The sequence below is a fragment of the Mesorhizobium sp. M0011 genome (genome assembly GCF_040324155.1).
Taxonomy (GTDB): domain Bacteria; phylum Pseudomonadota; class Alphaproteobacteria; order Rhizobiales; family Rhizobiaceae; genus Mesorhizobium.
On sequence record NZ_JAMYVQ010000013.1, the window covers coordinates 61,266 to 77,530 of the forward strand.

Genomic DNA, 16,265 nt, shown 5'->3' on the forward strand with positions numbered 1-16,265 from the left:
AGCCATCGATGACATTTCAGGCTGAATGGCTGCGCGGAACGCTGTTGGCGACCTCTTTGGCTTTTGCGATAACCGGTCCGGTGCTGGCCGAGAGCCCCGTCTTGCCCAACACGGTTCCGGCCGAGTTCAAGGTCACGGATTTCCTGCTCGACAACGGCATGGAGGTGGTCGTCATTCCCGACCACCGTGCGCCGATCGTCACCCACATGGTCTGGTACAAGATCGGCAGCGCCGACGAGCCGCCCGGCAAATCCGGCATTGCGCATTTCTTCGAACATCTGATGTTCAAGGCGACGACCAACCATGCGGCCGGCGAGTTCGACCGCGCCATCTCCGATATCGGCGGCTCCAACAACGCCTTCACCTCTTACGACTACACCGCCTTCCACGAAACGGTGGCGCCGTCGGCGCTCGAGCTGATGATGAGCTTCGAGGCCGATCGCATGCGCAATCTCATTCTCACCGACGATGTGATCAAGACCGAGCGCGATGTCATCCTCGAGGAGCGCCGCTCGCGCATCGACAACAGCCCCGAGGCCGTGCTGGACGAGGAGGTCGATGCGACGCTGTGGCAGAACCAGCCCTATCGCATCCCGGTCATCGGCTGGATGCAGGAGATGCAGCAGCTGAACCGCGCCGACGCTGTTGCCTTCTATGACAAATATTACCGGCCCAACAACGCGGTGCTGATCGTCGCCGGCGATGTCGAACCGGACACGGTGCGGGCGCTGGCCGAAAAGACCTATGGCAAGGTGGCACGCGGCCCCGATCTGCCGCCGCGCATCCGTCCGGTCGAGCCGGAGCAGAACACCAAGCGCACGGTGACGCTCGCCGATGCCCGCGTCAGCGTGCCGAGCTTTTCCACCCAATGGGTGGTGCCGTCCTATCACACCGGCAAGCCGGGCGAGGCGGAAGCGCTCGACCTCTTGGCGGAGATCCTTGGCGGCGGCAATCGCAGCCGGCTCTACCAGGCGCTCGTCGTCCAGCAAGGTATCGCATCCAGCGCCGGCGCCTTTTTCCAGGGCACCATGCTCGACGACACCAACTTCACCGTCTATGGCGCGCCGCGCGGGGATGCCAAGATTTCCGACGTCGAAGCGGCGGTCGATGCCGAAGTGGTGCGCATCGTCAAGGACGGCGTCACGCCATCGGAGCTGGAGAAGGCCAAGGACCGCTATGTCAGGTCGATGATTTTTGCCCGCGACAAGCAGGATTCCATGGCCAACATTTACGGCTCGACGCTGGCCACCGGCGGCAATGTGCAGGACGTCCAGCAATGGACGGACCGCATCCGCAAGGTCACGACAGATGAGGTCAAGGCCGTCGCCGCGCGCTACCTGGTGCTCGCCCGGTCGACCACCGGCTATCTCTTGCCGCAGCAACAGGCGGGGAATTGATTTGATGAGCACGAACGCGGTACGCGCACCCCTCACCACCCTCTTCCTCTCCGTCCTCTTCCTCATCCTGCCGGCACTCACCGCGCGGGCCATGGAGATCCAGTCCGTCACCTCGCCGAAGGGCATCACCGCCTGGCTGGTCGAGGACTATTCCGTGCCGGTCGTCGCCATCCGCTTCGTCTTCGGCGGCGGCTCGACGCAGGATCCGGTCGGCAAGGAAGGGCTGGCCAATCTGATGACCGGCCTGTTCGACGAAGGCGCCGGCCCGCTTGACAGTGAAGACTTCCAGATCAAGCTCGACGATGCCGGCGCCGAGATGAGCTTCGACGAGAGCCGCGACGGCATCTACGGCTCGATGCGCATGCTGGCCGAGCAGCGCGACCAGGCCTTCGACCTGTTGCGGCTGGCGGTCAACGAGCCGCGTTTCGACCAGCTGCCGATCGACCGCATTCGCTCCCAGATCCTGTCCGGCATCATCGCCGGCGAGAATGATCCCGACACGGTGGCGCAGAACAAATGGGCGCGCGCCCTCTATGGCGATCATCCCTATTCCCGCTCCGACCAGGGCACCAAGGAAAGCATCGCCGCCATCACGCCCGATGATCTCAAAGCCTTGCACAAAGCGGTGTTCGCCCGCGGCGGCCTGCATGTTGCCGTCGTCGGCGCCATCGACGCGGAGACGCTGAAGAAGAAGCTCGACATGGTGTTCGGCGACCTGCCGCAAAACCAGGCGCTGAGGCCGGTGGCCGATATCGACCCGAAGCTGGCGCAGCATATCGAGGTCGACTACGACCTGCCGCAGACCTCCCTGCAGCTCGCTTTTCCCGGCGTGAAGCGCAAAGCGGCGGATTTCTTCCCCGCCGTGCTGATGAACGAGATCCTCGGCGGCGGCACCTTCACCTCGCGCCTGTTCCAGGAGGTGCGCGAGAAGCGCGGGCTGGCCTACAGCGTCAACTCCTCGCTCATCAACCAGGACCACGCCAGCGCGCTGATCGTCAGCACCGGCACCCGCTCCGACCGCGCGGCCGAGACGCTGGGCATCATCCGCGATGTGGTCAAGCGACTGGCCGAACAAGGCCCGACCGAGGCGGAACTGGCGGCGACCAAGAAATACATGATCGGCGCCTACGCCATCAACAATCTGGACTCCTCCAGCGCCATCGCCTCGACGCTGGTCGAACTGCAGCTCGACGATCTCGGCATCGACTACATGCAGCGCCGCGCCGGCTACATCAACGCGGTGACGCTCGACCAGGTCAAGGCGGCGGCGAAAAAGCTGCTGACGACCGAGCCGACCATCATGGTCATCGGCCCGAAATTGGCCGGAGCCGGCAAGGGATGAGCCCGACCTTCGGCATCGCCTTCGGCGGCGGCGGCGCGCGCGGGCTGGCGCATATCCATGTCATCGAGGCGCTGGACGAGCTGGGCATCAAGCCGGTGGCGATTGCCGGCTCGTCGATCGGCGCCATCATGGGCGCCGGTATGGCCGCCGGCATGACCGGCAAGGAGATCCACGACTACGCCCGCTCGATTCTTGGCCGCCGCGCCGAGGTGGCGAGCCGCATGTGGCGGGCGCGGCCGGGCACCATCGCCGAAGCCATGCAGGTCCGCGTCAGCCAGTTCAACGTCGAGCGCATCCTGAAAGCCTTTCTGCCCGAGGCCATTCCCGAAACCTTCGCCGAGCTGAAAATCCCGCTCAAGGTGACGGCGACCGACTATTTCGGCCACAAGCTCGCTGTCTTCGATGACGGCGAACTGCACTCGGCGCTGGCGGCGTCGGCGGCAATCCCCGCCGTGTTCCGCCCGGTGATGCGCGACGGCAGGCTGCTGATCGATGGCGGCATCTACAACCCGGTGCCGTTCGACCTGATCGAAAACGATGCCGACATCATTATCGGCGTCGACGTGGTCGGCGCGCCGGAAGAAGCCGACCGCAAGCAGCCGACCTCCGTCGACCTGATGTTCGGCGCCACGCAGCTGATGATGCAGTCGATCATCGCCAACAAGCTGAAGCAATGCCGCCCCGACATCCTGGTCCGCCCGGCAGTCTCGAGATACCGCGTCCTCGACTTCCTGAAGATCGACGCCTTGATGAACGAGACGGTGGATATCAAGGACGAGCTGAAGCGGCAGGTGGAGAGGGTGCTGGAGGCGAGGAGCGCCGCCGCCGTTAAAGGGAGGCGAGGAAAGCAGGTCGGGTGAGGATGCATCTTCCCGACGCGATCTGAAAGGCTCCAACCGATTTACGATTTCGCCACCGGCACATACTCCAGCGCCACAACACCGTTGCTGAACGGCGTCGCCGAAATCAGTTCGAGCGACACCGCCGCGCCGCCTGGGAACAGTGGCTTGCCCTGGCCGACGGTGCCGGGGTAGCTGAGCAGCCTGACGCGGTCGACCAGGCCATGGCGCAGCAATTCCTGCGCAACGCTCAGGCTGCCATGCACATAGATGTTGCCGCCGCTGCCTTGCTTCAGCGTCCTGACCGCATCCGGCAGCGGTCCCTTCAGCAATTCGGCCGGCTTCCAGTCGAGCGCCTTCAGGCTGGTCGAAGCGACATATTTCGGCAGCGCGTTGAACCGGTCGGCAAAATCTCCGGTTTCCGTTGGCCAGGAGCCGGCAAAGATCTCATAGGTCGTGCGCCCCAAAAGCATGGCGCCGCTGTCGGCAAGCTCCTCCTCCTTGAACCTGTTCATCTCGTCGTTCCAGATCACCCTGGGCAGCTTCTCGACCTCGGCAATGCCATCGACGCTGATGAATTCGGTGACGATAAGTTTTCGCATGGCGCGCTCCTTCTTTGGTCAAAGGACGGAATGCGCAGGCCTTTTGCGACACGTTTCATGAAAAATAGCACGGCGCCTTGTCGTTTTCGGTCAACGCCATAGACACGCATTGACCTCACTGGCCTGACGGCGCCACGCAATTGATGTGCAGTCGATCATCGCCAACAAGCTGAAACAATGCCGCCCTGACATCCTGGTTCGCCCGGCAGTGTCGAAATATCGCGTGCTTGATTCCTGAAGATCGACGCCTTGATGAACGAGACGTCTGACATCAATGGCGGGCTGAAGCGGCAGATGGAGAGTGCTGGAGGCGCGGCATGCGGTTTGACTCCAAGTGCAGCTGGAGGGTTGCATTCCTCCACAGTAACACTATCTAGTGCACTAGATACTAGTTCGCCAGTGAAGTCGGCTTGTCTCTTTGGGCTATGGTATGGCACCTCAAAAAAGCGCGTCACGTTTGGTTCGAATGCAAATCTCGTTCGCCCTGTACGGGGCGGCGGGCCGGATGGCACGCATGCACAAGCCGTTCCTCGATCCACTGGGCCTGACCTTTCCACAGTACCTTGTGATGCTGGAGCTCTATGCGTCCGCGCCCCGGTCCGTAGGTGATCTTGGAAACGCTTTGGGCATGGACACCGGCACGATCACCCCATTGCTCAAGCGGCTCGATACCTGCGGGATGGTGACGCGAATGCGAGATCCCGAGGACGAACGCCGGGTCCTTGTCGATCTCACACCTGCCGCTCACAGCATCAAAGACGAGGTCTGGAGCATCTCCGGCAAGATCAAGAGTGCCTGTCAAATGTCCGAGGACGAGATCATAGCGCTGCGAGACACTCTTCATGACTTCGCTCACCCTGCTAAAATTTGAAAACCAAAGGATGTAAAATGAAAATCGGAATCATTGGGGCCGGCAACATCGGCTCGCTGGTTGCAAAGAAGCTGGACGCCGCTGGCCACCAGGTGAAACTGGCGAACTCGCGTGGCCCCGAAAGTCTTGCGGACACAGTTGCCGGCACCGGCATCCAGGCCGTTGGGAGAGAGGCGGCAGTACTGGATGCCGATGTGGTCATCCTGTCAGTGCCCTTTGCCAAGAACCCAGACCTGGCAACGATTCTTGCCGGCGCCCCTGCTGGCGCAATCGTGGTGGACACCTCCAACTACTATCCAACCCGTGACAGCAAAATCTTCGAGGTTGATAGCGGCAAGCCGGAGACCGTTTGGGCCAGCGAGCAGGTGGGGCGCCCCCTTGTTAAGGCTTGGAACGCACTGCTAACGCAGACATTGGCAGAGGCCGGTTTGGAGGCCGGTGCTCCAGGTCGCATTGCCATCCCGATTTCGGGTGACGACGCCGCGGCCAAAGCACTTGTATCCGATCTCATCAGCGTCACTGGCTTCGATGCGGTGGATGCGGGTACTCTTGAGGAGTCCTGGCGACTGCAGCCGGGCACTCCCGCCTATTGCACTGAGTTGACCGCCCACGAACTCAAGACTGCGCTCACCGCCGCTGACAGGAAACGCGCTCCTTCGAACCGCGACGCCATCATGGCATCGTTCTCCAAGCCGGATGCAGAGTTCACCCGAGCTGGCGCAGTCGCAACCAATCGATCTCTCTCTGCCTGATTTAGATTGCGGCCGCCCGCGATAAGCGGGCGGCACGCAGCCTTCGCCAACTTACTGGGGCGCCTCTTTCACTAGGGCCATCGCCATGGACCCTCGCTCTCCACATGCCCTGAAAATTTCTGGAAGGGTTGATGCCTCACGAAACCGTGGCCCAGGGCGTCTTGTCGTCAACGACAATTTCGCCGTTATTCTTTCGATTTGCTAGCTGGAATATGCATCGATCGTCCTCATTGATGTTGCGCTTGCTTTTTCTTCATCGAGCGGAGGCCGAATTTGCTCCATTCGCCGCCAAATTCTGGCGCTCGGCCTGCGGCCGCGTTTTTCGTCTGAGCTGACCATCAGGCGCTGCAGACGTCGAAGTTTCGATCAGCCGGCTCAACCGCAGCCTTGAGCAGCATCTTGGCCGCGTCGCGCGTTGCAAGAGGTTCAACGCCCCCCCTCATGGCTTGTGCGTTCACGAGCGAGCCCTGGATGAGCGCTAGGATCTGGACGACCACGCTCTCTTGATTTTTCAACTTCAAGGGCTGGATGAGCGACACGACAAACTCATGTAAGTTATGGAAATATGCTGCGAGCGTTGCCTGCACCTCTGGCGTTTCCGCGTCCGGTCCGAACTCGGCCAGCCCTCGAACGAAAGGACAGCCGCGGAAAGTAGGCTCCTGAAAGGACGCGTTCAGTGTGTCGAAAATAGCCAGCACGCGATCCAGCGGCACCGGTCCGGCTTGTTCTGTCGCAGTCGCCAGCATGTCGAACCACAGCGCGCTTTTGTGGCGCAGATAGGTAGCGGCAAGATTGGCCTTCGAGGGGAAGTGCTTATAGAACGTCATCTTTGCGACGCCGCTCTCGGCGATGATGCGATCTATTCCCACCGTATGGATGCTGTTTCGGTAAAATAGTTCAGACGCTGTTTTCAGAATTCGCTCTCGCGGAGCCAAGGCGTGCAGCGACCGCGATTCCAGGTCGAGGTACTCACTCACATCCAAAGTTTTCATTCTCGCCTGCCGGGTGCGCGTTCGGTGTAGAAACAGAATAGTCTGTCTATTTTCTTTTGCAACGGACATACAGGTCTGTATATTCCTGCTTGCCCCGTTAGGTGGGCAAGCGAGAGGATCGAGAAAATGTGCAGCAAGGTTGTAGTTGTTACCGGCGCGAGCAGCGGTTTTGGAAAGCTCACCGCCTTGGAGCTCGCCAGGCGCGGGCACGTAGTGGTCGCGACCATGCGCGACATCGAAGGCAAAAACAGCCAGACGGGCAGTGAGCTAATCAACGCTGCAAAAGCCGAAGGGCATGAGCTCCAGGTCATTGAGATGGATGTGACGGACGAAGCGTCGGTCAACGCTGCGATCGATCGGGTCGTCGAGCAACACGGCAGGATTGATGCGCTCATCAACAACGCGGGCACGATGTTCGTCGGCGTGACCGAAGCCTACACGGTGGCAGACATCGAGCAGCAATTTGCGGTGAACTTTTTTGGGGCCGTAAGGGCCGACCGCGCCGTCCTACCCCATATGCGTGCTGCGGGCAGCGGCGTGCTGATCCATGTCACCTCGTTGATGGGGCGTGTCATCTTTCCGTTCTTTGGTGTCTATTCCGCGAGCAAGTTCGCGCTTGAAGCGCTTGCCGAGGCATATCGATATGAACTGTCCAGCTTCGGCGTAGACTCGGTGATCGTGGAACCCGGGCCATTTCCGAGCAATCTGCTTCCATCTAGCCCAGCGCCCTCGGACGAGCAGGTCTTGGCGACATATGGCGCAGTTGCGTTGGTCCCAGGCCAAATCAAAAACAACTCCGATCAGGGACTTGATCCTGCGAATCCACCCCGCCCTCAGTTGGTGGCTGACGCCATCGCACGGCTAGTCGAGGCTACGGAACGGCGCCCATTGCGCACCGTCGTCATGCCAGAGGGCATGGACTTCGGGGTGGAGGGACTGAATCAGGCCGTCGCTCCTATTCAAAACAACCTGCTTACTGCGCTCGGTATGTCAAACATGATCTGATAGCGGAACCGCCATCACGTCGCCGCCTATGACCTCAACGTCAGCTTCCGGCGCACGGGCGCCGAAAGCCGTCGGTCTGATTGCGGGCCTTCGATGCCTCGTCTCTAAGGGTCGCTCGCTGAGGAATAACCGCCTTCACCCTGAAGCTAAAAGCCAGCCCCCTCAGTCCTTCGCGCGCTCCACATAAGCCCCGTCCGCCGTCATCACGACCACGCGGGTGCCTGGCGCGATGTGGGGTGGCACCAGGGTGCGCACGCCGTTGGACAGCACGGCCGGCTTGTAGGAGGACGAGGCCGTCTGGCCCTTGGTGGTCGGCTCGGTTTCCACCACTTCGAAGGTGGCGCGCTGCGGCAGCACCAGGGAGATGGCGATGCCGTTGAACTGCGACACCTGCACGGCCATGCCTTCCAGCAGGTAAGGCGCCATGTCGCCGACCACGGCTTCCGACACCGCGACCTGGTCGTAGCTTTCCGGGTTCATGAAATGAAAGCCTTCGCCGTCGCGATAGAGGAAGGTGTGCTCGCGCTCTTCCACATAGGCGCGCTCAACCTGTTCGGTGGTGCGGTAGCGCTCCGAAACCTTTACCCCGTCGCCGATGCGGCGCATATCTAGCTGCGTCACCGGCGTGCCCTTGCCTGGGTGGATGTTTTCGGCAAAGAGGATCACATAAAGCTTGCCGTCCTTTTCGACGACGTTGCCTTTGCGGAGCGAACTGGCGATGACTTTCACCACGGTTTTATATCCTGCAAGAAGAGTTGACTGGCGTTTGCCGGCTTGTGCGGCGCTGGATGGGGGCCTACCGCATCTTGGCCGCCGCCGCCAGCCCCCTTCCAGCATGTTCCGAGCCGCATGACCGAAGCTTCGCCCTGGTGGACGCCGCATGTCCACGCCGACCGCCGCCCGCGGCTGATGCTGCGCAACGGCATCGCCGCCAGCCTGCGCGATTGGTTCGCCGCCCATGATTTCGTCGAGGTGCAGACGGCAGCGCTGCAGGTCTCGCCCGGCAACGAGGCGCATCTGACGGCCTTCGCCACGGAAGCGGTCGGGCCGGACGGTGCAAGGGCGCCGCTCTATCTCCACACCTCTCCGGAATTCGCCTGCAAGAAGCTGCTCGCCGCCGGTGAAGTCAGGATTTTCAGCTTCGGTCCGGTCTACCGCAACCGTGAGCGCGGGCCTTTGCACCATCCCGAATTCACCATGCTCGAATGGTACCGGGTGGGCGAGGCCTATGAGAGCCTGATGCAGGATTGCGCGGCCTTCCTGGCGCTGGCCGCGACAAGGGCAGGGGCTACTCTTTTCTCGTTTCGGGGCCGCGACTGCGATCCGTTTGCCGAGCCGGAACGGCTGACGGTGGCGGAGGCCTTCACTCGCTACGCCGGCATCGATCTGCTGGCAACGGTCGCCGCCGACGGCAGCACCGATCGCGACGCGCTGTATGCGGCGTTGACCCGGGCCGGCCTGCGCACTGCGCCCGACGATAGTTGGGCAGATTTGTTCAGCCGTGTGATGGTGGAAAAGATCGAGCCGTTGCTCGGGCAGGGGCAGGCGACCATCCTGTGCGAATATCCACTGGCCGAGGCGGCATTGGCGCGGCCGAGCCCGAGCGACCCGCGCGTCGCCGAGCGCTTCGAACTCTATTGCTGCGGCGTCGAACTCGCCAACGGGTTTGGCGAACTGACGGACGCCGACGAGCAGCGCCGGCGTTTCATCCTCGAGATGGATGAGAAAGAGCGCATCTATGGCGAGCGCTATCCGCTGGACGAGGATTTCCTCGCCGCCCTGGCCATCATGCCGCCTGCCAGCGGCATCGCGCTCGGGTTCGACCGGCTGGTGATGCTGGCCACCGGCGCGCAAAAGATCGAGGACGTGATCTGGACGCCTGTTGCCTAGGCGCGGAAAGATCTGGCCTATTCGATTCCAGGGATCAAGACTGGACCGTGACCCCGAACCAAGAGACCACATGATCGGTACGGGATTTCAAGGTCAATCGGGAAGATCCACAGTGGCTGCTTCTGAAACGGTCGAAATCGCCATAGTCGGCGCCGGAGTTGTCGGGCTGGCGACGGCACTTCGCCTTGTCGCGGACGGCCGCGAAGTCCTGCTCATCGATCCGAACGAGCCGGGCTCCGGCGCGTCGTTCGGCAATGCCGGGACGATCGCCGAATATGCCTGCATGCCGGTCGGCACTCCTGCGGTGCTGCGGGCGTTGCCAAAGCTGCTGCTTGATCCCGACAGCCCGTTTTCGCTGCGCTGGCCGGCACTGCTGCAGCTGGCGCCATGGCTCGTTCGGTTCATGCGGCAATCGCTGCCGGCGGCCACCCGGGCCAATGCACTGGCGCTCGCCGGACTGCTGACCGACGCCCTCCCGGCCTGGGAGGAAATGGCTGGGGAGGCCGATCTGGACGATCTGCTGCGCCGCAATGGCTGTCTTTACCTCTATCGCCGCGAGAGCGATTTTGCCGCTGGCGCCGGCGGCCGGGCAATGCGCGCTGGGTTTGACATCCACCAAGAGGTGCTGACTCCGGAAGAGGTGGCGGCACTTGAGCCGGGCCTGCCGGCGACAGCAGCGCATGGCGTGTATTTTCCCGATTCGATCAATGTCACCGATCCGGCAATGGTGATGCGGGGGTTGCTGGGCGCGGTGAGCGCCCGTGGTGCATCGGTGAAGCAGGCTGAGATCACCGGGCTGCAGGTCGAGGCTGGCGGTGTCCAGCTCAGCGGCCCCGGCGTTCGGATCAAGGCTGGCACGGTGGTGATCGCCGCCGGTGCACGGTCACGCGCACTGGCCGCGCAGGCCGGCGACAGGATTCCGCTCGAGACCGAGCGCGGCTATCATCTGGAATTCCAGACCGACGCGCCGCTGCTCAACCGGCCTGTCTGTCCCGTCGATCTTGGTTTCTACCTGACGCCGATGGCCGGCCGCTTGCGGGTCGCCGGCACCGTCGAACTCGGCGGCCTGGTCGCGCCGCCAAATCCGCGCCGGCTGGCGCTGCTTGACCGTGGCGCCAGGCAAATTTTTCCCGGGCTCGGCTCGCCTGCCTCGCAATGGCTCGGCTTCCGGCCGTCCCTGCCGGATTCCAGGCCGGTAATCGGCGCTTCGCGCGGCAGCTCCCGCGTAATTCATGCTTTCGGGCACGGCCATCTCGGCCTGACGCTGGCTCCGATCACCGCGCGGCTGGTCGCCGACTTGATCGGCGGACGCGGCGATCCGGCGCGGCTCGCACCTTTCGCGGCGGGCCGTTTCGGCCGTTGATCGACCGATGTCATCGATCTGAGCTAGTGCGCGAAAACCTGCTCCAGAGAGCGAAAGCCCTTGAATTCCAGGGCATTGCCCGAGGGGTCGCGGATGAACAGCGTCGCCTGTTCGCCGGGCTCGCCCTTGAAACGGACCATCGGCCGTTCCAGCCAGTCGATGTCGTCGCGCGCCTCCAGCCGGGTCGCCAGTCGCTGCCAGTCGTCCATCAAAAGCACGGCGCCGAAATGCGGGATCGGCACGACAATGCCGTCGACCTTGCCGTCGCTGGGGGCCTGTGCGGCCTGCGGACGCAGATGCGCCGACATCTGGTGGCCGTAAAGGTCGAAATCGACCCAGGTCGCTGAGGAACGGCCGATGGCGCAGCCCAGCACCTCGCCATAGAAAACGCGAGTTTCATCGAGATCACGGACCGGAAAGGCGAGATGGAAAGGCGTCATCGAAATGCTCCGTGCAGGCTGCGGACCGATTTTGCGTCACAGAGTTCGCGATTTGAACCGCCCACCCTGCATTTTGATTGAAGCCTATGCCATTGCACAAGCCGGACCGGAACAATAGATGGGTGGGCAACGGCCGCACACCGGCCGCACCAGCAGGATTTCAGGCATGACCGATATATCAGACGCAGCAAAATTGATCGACCGCGTCGCGGCTCTGGTCGAGGCTGCAAAAAAGGCCGGCGCCGATGCCGCCGACGCGGTGGCCGTGCGCGGCCGCTCGACTGGGGTGTCGGTGCGTCTCGGCAAGGTCGAGGCTACCGAAGCCTCCGAGAGCGAGGATGTCGCGCTGCGCGTTTTCGTCGGCGGCCGCGTGGCGAGTGTCTCGGCGACCGCGGCGTCCGACCCGAAAACACTGGCCGAGCGCGCTGTGGCGATGGCGAAAGTGTCGCCGCAGGATCCTTATCAGGGGCTGGCCGACCCGGCATTGCTGGCCAAACAGACGCGCGATCTCGATCTGTTCGACGCCACCGAAGTGTCGGCAGACCAGTTGAAGGAAGCCGCAATGGCGGCGGAAGCGGCAGCGCTTGCCGTCAAGGGCGTGACCAATTCGGCCGGCGCCAGCGCCGGTGCGGGGCTGGGTGGTCTGGTGCTGGCCACCTCGCACGGCTTCCTCGGCCACTATGTCGGCTCGCGGTTCTCGCGCTCGGCCAGCGTCATCGCCGGCGAGGGCACCGGCATGGAGCGCGACTATGAATTCTCCTCGCGCCAGCATTTTGCCGATCTCGACGCGCCCGAGGACATCGGCCGCAAGGCCGGCGAACGCGCCGTGCGCCGCATCGGCGCGCGCAAGGCGGCGACCGGGCCGGTCGACGTGGTATTCGACCCGCGCGTCGCGCGCGGCATAGCCGGCCATCTGGCCGGCGCCATCAACGGTGCCTCGGTGGCGCGCAAGACGTCCTTCCTGCGCGACATGATGGGCAAGCAGGTGGCCGCCTCCGCCATCACCGTCACCGACGAGCCGCTCAGGCTGCGTGGCCAGGCCTCGCGTCCGTTCGACGGCGAAGGCGTCGAGGGCGAAAAGTTGTTGATGGTCGAAAAGGGCGTGCTCAACCACTGGTTCCTGTCGACATCGGCCGCAAGAGAACTGGGCCTCGTCACCAACGGCCGCGGCGCGCGCGGCGGCTCTTCCGTGACGCCATCCTCCACCAATCTCGCCATCGAACCGGGCGAGCGGTCGCCGGAAGAGCTGATCAAATCGCTCAAGACCGGCTTCTACGTCACCGAAGTGTTCGGCCAGGGCGTCGACATGATCACCGGCGAATACAGCCGTGGCGCTTCGGGTTTCTGGATCGAGAATGGCGAGCTGGCCTATCCGGTCGCCGAGGTCACAATCGCCTCGAACCTGAAGACGATGTTCCTCAACATGGTGCCGGCCGATGACCTCGACCGTAATTTCGGCACCGCCGCCCCAACGCTCCTGATCGAAGGCATGACCCTTGCCGGAGCATGACCTGACCACTGCCGGGGCCATCTCCGGCGCCTCTGGGGACTTGCCGCTGCTGCGCGATGCCGCCCGCGAGGCGGGGGTCATCGCCATGCGCTACTTCGGCAACAGCCCACAAGTCTGGATGAAGGGCGGCACATCGCCGGTCAGCGAGGCCGACCATGCCGCCGACGCCTATCTGCGCGAAACATTGCTGGCGGCGCGGCCGGATTATGGTTGGCTGTCGGAAGAAACAGTTGACGATCCGGTCCGGCTTTCGGCACGCCGCACCTTCGTCGTCGACCCGATCGACGGCACGCGCGGTTTCCTGGAAGGCCAGCGTACCTGGTGTGTCAGCGTCGCCGTCGTCGAGCATGGCCGCACGTTGGCCGGCGTGCTGGAATGCCCGGCGATGGAGGAGACCTATTGGGCGCTGCCCGGTCAGGGCGCCTTCCGCAACGGCAAGCGCATTGCGGTTCGCCAGCTGGCAGACACGGCCGAGATTTCCGGGCTGAAGCAGTTGACCGACCTGATGCCGGCCGAATGGCAGGCGCGCCTGAAGCGGGCGCCCTACAGCCCTTCGCTCGCCTATCGGCTGGCCATGATTGCCAATGGCGCGCTGGATGCCACTTTCGTCAAGCCGAACGCGCATGACTGGGACATCGCCGCGGCCGATCTCATCTTGCGCGAGGCCGGCGGCCAGTTGCTCGACCAGCATGGCCGTGCTCCGCTCTATGCCGGCGAGGTGACTCGTCACGGCGCCCTTGCTGCCGGCAGCGGTGAATTGCTGGCCGTGCTCGCCGGCGTCATCGCCGGTCTGGACGCGTGAAAGCGTTTTCCCGGGCGAGATGAATTCATCTCGCCCTAAAGGTTCCAAAGTCGGCGGCTTTGGTCTAGACCTGTCACAAACTCACGATATGTGAAGGACCGACATGGCCGCGGAAGACGGAAAGAAACAGCTTTTGCATCTGGTGTTCGGTGGCGAACTGAAGAAGCTTGGCGGCACCGAATTCCGCGATCTCGACGGGCTCGACATCGTCGGCATCTATCCCGACTATCAATCCGCGCACACGGCGTGGAAAGCCAAGGCGCAAGCCAGCGTGGACAACGCCCACATGCGTTACTTCGTCGTTCATCTGCACCGGCTGCTGGACCCCGACAACAAGGCTGCCGGTTGACTTCGATGGAGCATGACCTGGCGAAAGGGCCAGCAAGCGATGCCGCGCCCACGGGCAGGGGACGCAGCCGCACGACCAAGGCCTTCTGGCGCAAGATTCGCCAACCGCTAGCGCAGTCGCGATTCGTCAAGAACGCCATTGCCAGCCTGTTCGCCCAGTTCGTGCGGTTCGTGCGCCTCACCAATCGCGTCGTCGAGGGCTCGGCGCGGTTTTCGGGCGGCGCCTATACCGAGTTCGAGCCTGGCATCATAGCCCTGTGGCACGGCCAGCATCTGCTGACGCCGGCCTATTATCCCAAGCGCAAGCCGCTGGTCGCCATGGTTTCGCGCAGCGCCGATGCCGAGCTCAACGCGCTGATGCTGGAAAAATTCGGCATCGAGGCAGTGCGCGGCTCCGGCGGGCGGGAAAATGCCAGGCACCTCGACAAGGGTGGGGCAAAAGCGCTTATCGCCCTGAAAAAGTCGCTCGCCGTCGGCAAGAACGTCGCCATGATCGCAGATATTCCGCACGGCACGCCGCGAGACGCAGGGCTTGGCATCGTTCTCCTGGCCCGCCTCTCGGGCCGGCCGCTTGTGCCCGTCGCCATCACCACCAGCCGCCGCAAGGTGCTGGAGAAGAGCTGGGACAAGACCACCATCAACCTGCCGTTCGGCCGTTCGTCGATCGTCATCGGCCAGCCGATCTTCGTGGCGGCCGGCGCCGATGACGCCGAAATGGAACGCAAGCGCCAGGAAGTGACGACCGCGCTCAATGCCGCGACTGCCGAGGCCTACCGTCTCGTGGATGCTCCGCGATGAGCGGCCGCTGGGCACGGGCCATGCTGTCGGCTTACCGGTTCGCGGGTGCGGCAGCCTATCCGCTGGTCGGGCCCTATGTTGCCTGGCGCACCTCGCGCGGCAAGGAAGACCGCTACCGCCGCCGCGAGCGCTATGGCGTCGCCGGCCGCGCGCGCCCCGACGGGCCGGTGATCTGGATACATGCCGCGAGCGTCGGTGAGACCATAGCCGTCGTGCCGCTGGTCGAAAGCATTCTCGACTACGGCGTCAACATCGTGCTGACGACCGGCACGGTCACCTCGGCGCAGGTCGCCGACGAGCGGCTCGGTGATCGGATCATCCATCAATACGTACCGCTCGATCTCAAGCCGGCGGTCAGCCGGTTCCTCGATCACTGGCAGCCGGACCTGGCGATCATCGCCGAATCCGAGATCTGGCCGATGACCATCCTCGAGCTTGGCGCGCGCCGCGTGCCGCAGGTGCTGGTCAATGGCAGGCTGTCCGACCGCTCGTTCAAGTCGTGGAAGAAACGGGCCAACATCGCCGAGGCGTTGTTCGAGAACCTGGCTCACGTCGTGGCGCAGTCGGATGTCGATGGCGAGCGGTTTCTGGCGCTCGGCGCGCGGCCGGTCACCGTGTCGGGCAATCTCAAGGTCGATACCTCGCCGCCGCCCGTCGACGAACGGGCGCTGGCGAAGCTGCGGCGGCAGATAGGCACGCGCCCGACCTGGGCGGCGATCTCGACCCATGACGGCGAGGAAGTGGTCGCGGCTGAAGTCCACGCGACGCTGCACAAGCGCCACCATGGCCTTCTGACGATCGTCGTTCCGCGTCATCCCGATCGCGGCGAGGCCCTTGCGGCGCAGATTTCCGGCTTGGGCCTGAAGGTCGCGCGGCGCAGCAAGGGCGACAGGATCGCCGCCGACACGGATATATTGCTCGGCGACACGATCGGCGAGATGGGGCTCTATCTCCGGCTGACAGAAATCGCCTTCGTCGGCCGCTCGCTGACCTCCGAGGGTGGCCAGAACCCGCTGGAGCCGGCCATGCTCGACACGGCGGTTCTCGCCGGGCGCAATGTTCAGAATTTTCGCGAGGCCTACCAGCGTCTCCTCGACAGCGGCGGCGCCAAGCTGGTGCGCGATCGCGACATGCTGGCCGGCGCCGTCAATTTCCTCCTGACCAACGAAGTGGCGCGCCACGAGATGATGGCGGCGGGTGTAGCGACCGTCGACGAGATGCGCGGCGCGCTGGCGCGCACGCTGAAATCGCTTGAGCCCTACATCCAGCCGCTGGTCGTCAAGTCGCGCCTGAAGGGCGCGAACGGGCGCTAGC

The 16,265-nt window shown here is 63.6% G+C and carries 17 protein-coding genes and 1 pseudogene; 14 read left to right on the plus strand and 4 right to left on the minus strand.

Annotated elements, in window-relative coordinates; translation table 11 throughout:
- Positions 1 to 8: 8 nt before the first annotated feature.
- The 3 genes from NKK51_RS16260 to NKK51_RS16270 are packed head-to-tail and all read left to right on the plus strand — an operon-like array spanning position 9 to position 3,599.
- Positions 9 to 1,397, plus strand: coding sequence for a M16 family metallopeptidase (locus NKK51_RS16260; RefSeq protein WP_352553909.1), 1,389 nt, complete (start codon positions 9 to 11; stop codon positions 1,395 to 1,397).
- Positions 1,398 to 1,401: 4 nt separating this feature from the next.
- Positions 1,402 to 2,739: a M16 family metallopeptidase gene (locus tag NKK51_RS16265; RefSeq protein WP_352553911.1), complete on the plus strand. Its 1,338-nt coding sequence runs from the start codon at positions 1,402 to 1,404 to the stop codon at positions 2,737 to 2,739.
- Positions 2,736 to 3,599 (plus strand): patatin-like phospholipase family protein, encoded by an 864-nt coding sequence (locus NKK51_RS16270; protein ID WP_352553913.1) that lies wholly within the window; start codon positions 2,736 to 2,738, stop codon positions 3,597 to 3,599. The genes NKK51_RS16265 and NKK51_RS16270 overlap by 4 nt, the downstream gene beginning before the upstream one ends.
- A gap of 41 nt (positions 3,600 to 3,640) precedes the next feature.
- Here NKK51_RS16270 and NKK51_RS16275 read toward each other — a convergent pair whose 3' ends face one another.
- A complete protein-coding gene (locus NKK51_RS16275; RefSeq protein ID WP_352553914.1) occupies positions 3,641 to 4,180 on the minus strand; it encodes a dihydrofolate reductase family protein in 540 nt (179 codons plus the stop codon).
- A 128-nt stretch (positions 4,181 to 4,308) separates the two neighbouring features.
- Here NKK51_RS16275 and NKK51_RS16280 point away from each other — a divergent pair.
- From NKK51_RS16280 to NKK51_RS16290, 3 genes and pseudogenes are all read left to right on the plus strand, one after another.
- Positions 4,309 to 4,486 (plus strand): annotated as a pseudogene (locus NKK51_RS16280) (patatin-like phospholipase family protein); the annotation flags it as partial.
- A 208-nt stretch (positions 4,487 to 4,694) separates the two neighbouring features.
- Entirely contained in the window at positions 4,695 to 5,051 is a 357-nt protein-coding gene (locus NKK51_RS16285; protein WP_352553916.1) for a MarR family winged helix-turn-helix transcriptional regulator, read from the plus strand.
- A 17-nt stretch (positions 5,052 to 5,068) separates the two neighbouring features.
- Complete coding sequence (locus tag NKK51_RS16290; RefSeq protein WP_352553918.1) at positions 5,069 to 5,803, plus strand: NADPH-dependent F420 reductase; 735 nt, start codon at positions 5,069 to 5,071, stop codon at positions 5,801 to 5,803.
- A gap of 338 nt (positions 5,804 to 6,141) precedes the next feature.
- On the opposite strand, the gene NKK51_RS16295 is transcribed toward NKK51_RS16290, so the two are convergent.
- Complete coding sequence (locus NKK51_RS16295; RefSeq protein WP_352553920.1) at positions 6,142 to 6,795, minus strand: TetR/AcrR family transcriptional regulator; 654 nt, start codon at positions 6,793 to 6,795, stop codon at positions 6,142 to 6,144.
- Positions 6,796 to 6,921: 126 nt separating this feature from the next.
- Between NKK51_RS16295 and NKK51_RS16300 the strand changes: the two genes are divergently transcribed.
- Positions 6,922 to 7,800 carry an SDR family oxidoreductase gene (locus tag NKK51_RS16300; RefSeq protein ID WP_352553922.1) on the plus strand — a complete coding sequence of 293 codons (879 nt, stop codon included), beginning with the start codon at positions 6,922 to 6,924 and terminating at the stop codon, positions 7,798 to 7,800.
- A gap of 162 nt (positions 7,801 to 7,962) precedes the next feature.
- Here NKK51_RS16300 and efp read toward each other — a convergent pair whose 3' ends face one another.
- Entirely contained in the window at positions 7,963 to 8,532 is a 570-nt protein-coding gene (gene efp / locus NKK51_RS16305; RefSeq protein WP_127289004.1) for an elongation factor P, read from the minus strand.
- A gap of 117 nt (positions 8,533 to 8,649) precedes the next feature.
- On the opposite strand from efp, the gene epmA reads away from it, so the two are divergent.
- On the plus strand, positions 8,650 to 9,690 hold the full coding sequence (epmA, locus tag NKK51_RS16310) for an EF-P lysine aminoacylase EpmA (protein ID WP_352553924.1): 1,041 nt from the start codon (positions 8,650 to 8,652) through the stop codon (positions 9,688 to 9,690).
- A gap of 112 nt (positions 9,691 to 9,802) precedes the next feature.
- Positions 9,803 to 11,053: an NAD(P)/FAD-dependent oxidoreductase gene (locus NKK51_RS16315; RefSeq protein WP_352553926.1), complete on the plus strand. Its 1,251-nt coding sequence runs from the start codon at positions 9,803 to 9,805 to the stop codon at positions 11,051 to 11,053.
- Positions 11,054 to 11,076: 23 nt separating this feature from the next.
- Here the strand turns inward: NKK51_RS16315 and NKK51_RS16320 are convergent, their stop codons facing one another.
- A complete protein-coding gene (locus tag NKK51_RS16320) occupies positions 11,077 to 11,493 on the minus strand; it encodes a VOC family protein (RefSeq protein ID WP_013532348.1) in 417 nt (138 codons plus the stop codon).
- Between the two features lie 166 nt (positions 11,494 to 11,659).
- Between NKK51_RS16320 and NKK51_RS16325 the strand changes: the two genes are divergently transcribed.
- The 5 genes from NKK51_RS16325 (at position 11,660) to waaA (ending at position 16,264) form a co-directional block, all read left to right on the plus strand.
- Positions 11,660 to 13,003, plus strand: a complete 1,344-nt coding sequence (locus tag NKK51_RS16325; protein WP_352553928.1) for a TldD/PmbA family protein — start codon at positions 11,660 to 11,662, stop codon at positions 13,001 to 13,003.
- Positions 12,990 to 13,805: a 3'(2'),5'-bisphosphate nucleotidase CysQ gene (locus tag NKK51_RS16330; protein ID WP_023813558.1), complete on the plus strand. Its 816-nt coding sequence runs from the start codon at positions 12,990 to 12,992 to the stop codon at positions 13,803 to 13,805. Before NKK51_RS16325 ends, NKK51_RS16330 begins: the two co-directional genes overlap by 14 nt.
- 103 nt (positions 13,806 to 13,908) lie before the next feature.
- Positions 13,909 to 14,154, plus strand: coding sequence for a DUF4170 domain-containing protein (locus tag NKK51_RS16335; RefSeq protein ID WP_013532345.1), 246 nt, complete (start codon positions 13,909 to 13,911; stop codon positions 14,152 to 14,154).
- 5 nt (positions 14,155 to 14,159) lie between these two features.
- A complete protein-coding gene (locus NKK51_RS16340) occupies positions 14,160 to 14,951 on the plus strand; it encodes a lysophospholipid acyltransferase family protein (protein ID WP_013532344.1) in 792 nt (263 codons plus the stop codon).
- On the plus strand, positions 14,948 to 16,264 hold the full coding sequence (gene waaA, locus NKK51_RS16345; protein WP_352553930.1) for a lipid IV(A) 3-deoxy-D-manno-octulosonic acid transferase: 1,317 nt from the start codon (positions 14,948 to 14,950) through the stop codon (positions 16,262 to 16,264). The genes NKK51_RS16340 and waaA overlap by 4 nt, the downstream gene beginning before the upstream one ends.
- Position 16,265 lies beyond the last annotated feature (1 nt).